This is a genomic window from Microtetraspora sp. AC03309, assembly GCF_020826795.1.
Classification (GTDB): domain Bacteria; phylum Actinomycetota; class Actinomycetes; order Streptosporangiales; family Streptosporangiaceae; genus Microtetraspora; species Microtetraspora glauca.
The window spans coordinates 1-4,644 of the sequence record NZ_JADDIL010000165.1; the positions used below are offsets into that span (position 1 = coordinate 1).

The window sequence follows — 4,644 nt, forward strand, 5'->3', positions numbered from 1 at the left end:
TCTCAGCACCCCCGCTTCGGACCCAGTCGTCGACCTCGCTCGCCTGGAATTTCCAGAGGCGGCCGACCTTGTGGGCTGGCATTGCCTTGTCTGCGATCCACGCATAGACCGTGTCCTTCGTGACGCCGAGGTGGGCGGAGATATCGTCGGCCGACAACCATGGCTCAGTCATTAAGAATGCGAACCTCCGCGTCAACGAGAACCCGGATGTGACCGGGTTTGGGCGATTTTAGCGGAGGTAGTGCTGGTTTTATGGGCAAATCGATGGTGCGTCGAACACGCTGCAGGAATCCGTGGAGTCCGACCAAAACTCGTCGTCGGATATTTCCTGTGGCGCTACTTATCCACCGCTGATACTGCAGAGACTGTCGGGCCGCGCTTGGTCTCGCTCACTGTGATCGTGGCCGTCCTGCCGATGATCGTCACGGTCTTACGCGCCCGCGTGAGGGCGACGTAGAGGTTGCAGTGGTCGGTTAGCCGGTCCAGGTCGGAGATGATCACGTGGTCGTACTCAAGTCCTTTGATGAGGGCAGTGCGTGAGACGACGCGCCCAGATGGCCGGCGCCCGCCGTGGCGGAGACGGTCGCGAACCCGACCCAACTCGTCCTTGGGAGAACGCTCGGTTCCCGGGCCACAATGTCCGAGTGCTGTCGCCATGTCATTCCACGCCTCCCTGGAATGCAGTCGGGCTTCCTTCGCGGCCCCGATCGCGCGCATCGAGGTGCTGAGGGTTTCGAACGTCGGATTTGAGAGAACGTTGTCGAGCGCGGCCAAGGTGCGTTCGAGCCCGGGTCTCGACAGGCCAGATACCGTCTTGCCCTTTTGCAGCCGGTTCAACACTGTCTGGTCAACTTTCGAGTAACCGCTGAAGCACTTCTTGGCGACGTGCGCTAACCAGAGTGCGAACTGCCCTGGTTGGCTTCCTTCCAGCTCGGCGAGTCGTTCCATCATGAAGGTGCCACCGATGTCCTCCATGGTCGTGTAGGCGCCGTTGAGACGGCCTGCAGCCAACCTTGCTGACCCCTTGTCGGGCGGCGCGATGATCACCACGGTCTCGCCTTCGGGGCGCGACCGCAGCGCAGCCTCCCGAAGCTCGAATTTTTGCTGTGTAGCCGGAACGAATGTGACACCGGTGGGTAGGTCAGCGTTGAACGCGACCTGCGATCCTGGCTGCAGCAGGTCCCGGATTTGATGCAGCCATATTCCGAGAGGTTGGTTGTGCTCGACCCACCGGTGCGGGACGTATTTGACGGTGAACGGCGGGAAGTGAGCGAGCACATCCGTCTGCCAATCGACAAGCGTGTCGCGGAAGCCGAAGATGCCCTGCAGGCGGTCTCCGAAGACCGCACAAGCCGGGATGGCCTGGGCGAGCTCCAGGACGAGTGCGTGTTGAGCAAGGGAGCAGTCCTGGTATTCGTCGATCAGGAGGTGGCTGTAGCTGATCGTCAGCACGTCACGTACGTGCCGATTTCGCAGAACTCTCTGGGCTCCTTCAACGTATTGAACGGAGTTGTCCCAGTCAGGAATCTCTGGGACTTCCAGGCCGGCGATCCGCGAGTAGCTGCGTACGAGTTCGAATGCCAGGCTGGTGATGGTGCCGACATGAGCGGCTTTTGGATCGACACCGAGGTCGCGCATCTTGTTTTGGATGGAGTGGACGCCCGCATTTGTGTGAGTGAGCACCAACGCTTTCCCAGCCTGGTTGGCCACCTGACGAATGGTGTCCACGAGCAACCAGGTCTTGCCGCCACCGGCAGGGAGTTCCACCGAACACGGCAGCGAAGCAATGAGCCGAGACGTCGTCATCCTTCGCCACTGCCTGTTACATCAGCATCCACGGCGATGTCAGATTCCGCCTGCAGCGCCGACTCAAACATTGCTTCTCGTAAAGACTGAATCTTCGACGCCGTGTCAGAGATTGCGTAGCCCTCAGCTGCGAGAACCAACGCCGCAAGTTCGCGGCCTTTGTGAACCTTCTTGAACCAGTCAAGTTTGTGGGCTGCGCGTGCCACGTGGTCACGGGCGGCTTCGATGTCCACACCGAGTTCGATCCAGTCATTAACGGCCAGCGTGGTTACCTCCTCAGGCAGACCGCATTTCTTGAGGTGGACGAGGTAGTTGTTACCGGACGACAACGGGTCGTCCGATAGCTCAATCGCCTTTTCGAGCAGAGCAGTGAGTTCAGTTGCGTTGAGCACATCGGTCGCCGCTCGTTCGAGATGGAAGGGATCCTTCCACCTCACGACGGCGACTCCCTGAGCGGTGAGCGCATCGGCTGCGACACAGTCCTTTTCGACGTCGCTGTCGATGAGGAGTACAACGTCATAGCCTAGATCGGCCAGAACTCGTGCCCATCCGATAGTGGCGCCACCACTTCCCGAGACGACCTCAACTCCTAAGGCACCGGACGATGGTTCTCCGGTCGCGGCCAGCTCGCGATTCCATCCGTCAAGTAGCTGTAGGACGAACCCGTATTCGGTGGCGCCTTCCACAAGTACCACCCGGCGGGCTAGGAATGCTTCAGGGGACGATCGGAGTACCTTCTGCAGTTCAGTGTGATCTGGTGCGAACGACTGGACTGTCACGTTGCCGAGCGAACTGCGCCGCACGATTGCCAGGTCGTTGACGTCCACATTGCGAAGGGCGGTCGGCGAGTGGGTCGTAACGAGTGCCAGTGACGAGGTTGTTCGGTCCTTGATGCAGGTCAAGAGGTTGACCAGGCGGTGGGGCTCCAGCCCATACTCGATCTCATCTATCAGGATGATGCCCTTGTCGGCGTTGGCGAGTTGCTGAACCGCGACGCCGGCCAAGCGTCGACTGCCGAGTCCATAGTTGGTCAGCGGGATCTCGCCTTCATAGAGCGCCAGGTTGCCGGTTGACGTGGAAAGTGATTGATCGAGTCCGGGTTTGAGGTCCGTGAACTCACCGCTTCCCAGCGTATGGAGACGCTGTTCTACTGTCTCGACAAGTTCAGATAGTTCGGGCGGTATGGCAGCAGACACGGCGCTGCGCGCCTCCCTGCTGGCGTTCAATAGGAGTTCGTTGGTCCCGTGCTTGGCCTCGGTGAGTCGGCCGAGCGCGGACGTCCTGGACCACCGCAGGTGGTTGTCAACTCGTTCGTCGATCTTGTAGGCCCCGAGGAGTCGTCGCGCAGTGGCGGTGACGGTGACTATGGGCTCTGGCTTGTTGGGGCGATACGCCGTCCAAGCGGGTTCGAGGTTCTTGTCGACCGTGAGCGCAACGACGACGCACGGGTCGTGGTCGTCGTCCGGATCCTCGTAAAGTTCGCCAGCGTCATCGATGCCAGCGAGAGACATGCCGAGTGCGTCGTGCTGGCGAATCTCCGGCGGCAGATCGCTAAGGGCGACTCGGATACTGATCGGCTCTTCGACGTTGCATTCGTAGAAGTCAGTGTCAGCGACCGAGAGATTCCATCGATCGCTCAGGGCCATGTCGATTGCGGACAGAATCGTCGATTTCGCGCTATCACCGGGTCCTATCAGTGCTTGAAAGTGCGTTCCCTTCGGAATTCGCCAGGACAAGTGCTCGATTCCACGAAAATGCGCGATATCCACACGCCGTACGTCCACCTTGACCCCGATCTACATCTCGGATCCCACCGTGGTCTGCGCCACGCCAACGTTCGACTATCGCATCGAAGACCGACAAGATGATCGAGGCCCGCACATGGCAGATGAACTCAGATGCGGCTCGAAGATTGAGATCACCAGCGGCGTGGTTGGCGGCCTTGCAGCGGCGTGACAGTACCTGTCGGCTCTGAGCCGCGAGCTGCACATAGCTGTGCGTGGAGTTCTGCGATCACTGTCACTGCCGCCTGGTTCTTGCGTTCGAGTTCGGTGTTGCGTTGACGCAGTTTCGCGTTGGTCCGCTTGAGCTTGGTGAGGGCTTCCTGCAGTTCGACCACCTGGGAGTCCCTCGGTACGGTCCGTGTGCCGACAGCGGTGTTCCACTCGGCGATGACTGCGTCGGCGCGGTTCATGGTGGCGCGACTGACACCGGCCTCCACGTGCAGATTGGCCTTGGTGAGCCGCCCGTCGGTCCGCTTCGAACGGCCAGCAAGGAGCCGCTGCATGGCGTCGCGGAGTTTCTTCTCCGTCTCCAGGCTGACGGTGGTCATTTGGGCTCTTGCTGGGTGATGCGACGGACGTCGGCGAGTTGGATTTCAAGACGCTGGCGGTGGATGTCGGCCATCTTCTTGTCCTTGAGTTTTTCGACGAGATCGGTTTCTTCGTGCTGCCAGATGGGCAGGTGCTTGTCGGTGATGACTGAGTTTCGGCAGGTGGCAGGTTGGCACATGCTCGGGATGGGGCCTCCTGCTTTGACGGCGGCGGATGCGCCTTCGAGGCAGAGCGCCTTGCTCGGGTCGCCGAGGCAGTGGTTGAGGGTACCCAGGCGGATCGTGGCGAATTCATCGCGTAGCAGGTTTCGGAGCATGCGTTCATTGCCCACGGCGGTCGTGGTCTCGGCACGGTCGGTGGCATTGGCGAGTCCGTCGACGAAGGCAGTGGCGCCGGGGCCTCGCGCCGTGTTTTCACCGTCGGAGTGTCGTGCCCAGTCGGCAACCAGTTCTCCAGCGGTGGCTTCCTTGGCGTGGTGTTCGAATTCCTTGGCCCACTCTGGTGT

General features: G+C 60.6%; 5 protein-coding genes. All 5 read right to left on the reverse strand.

What is annotated here, in order from left to right:
* Window positions 1-172 (reverse strand): helix-turn-helix domain-containing protein (locus tag IMZ11_RS41850; protein WP_228649041.1); only part of this gene is annotated, 172 nt, incomplete at its 3' end.
* Window positions 173-336: 164 nt separating this feature from the next.
* A complete protein-coding gene (locus IMZ11_RS41855) occupies window positions 337-1,767 on the reverse strand; it encodes a UvrD-helicase domain-containing protein (protein WP_308066911.1) in 1,431 nt (476 codons plus the stop codon).
* 35 nt (window positions 1,768-1,802) lie between these two features.
* Entirely contained in the window at window positions 1,803-3,575 is a 1,773-nt protein-coding gene (locus IMZ11_RS41860) for an ATP-dependent endonuclease (protein ID WP_228649035.1), read from the reverse strand.
* A gap of 149 nt (window positions 3,576-3,724) precedes the next feature.
* Window positions 3,725-4,138 carry a hypothetical protein gene (locus IMZ11_RS41865; RefSeq protein WP_228649037.1) on the reverse strand — a complete coding sequence of 138 codons (414 nt, stop codon included), beginning with the start codon at window positions 4,136-4,138 and terminating at the stop codon, window positions 3,725-3,727.
* A partial coding sequence (locus tag IMZ11_RS41870; protein WP_228649039.1) for a hypothetical protein occupies window positions 4,135-4,644 on the reverse strand: 510 nt, incomplete at its 5' end. The genes IMZ11_RS41865 and IMZ11_RS41870, both read right to left, overlap by 4 nt.

Bases quoted from the DNA above. Each gene is read 5' to 3' on its own strand.
- IMZ11_RS41865 (WP_228649037.1), bottom strand. From the start codon at position 4,138: ATGACCACCGTCAGCCTGGAGACGGAGAAGAAACTCCGCGACGCCATG.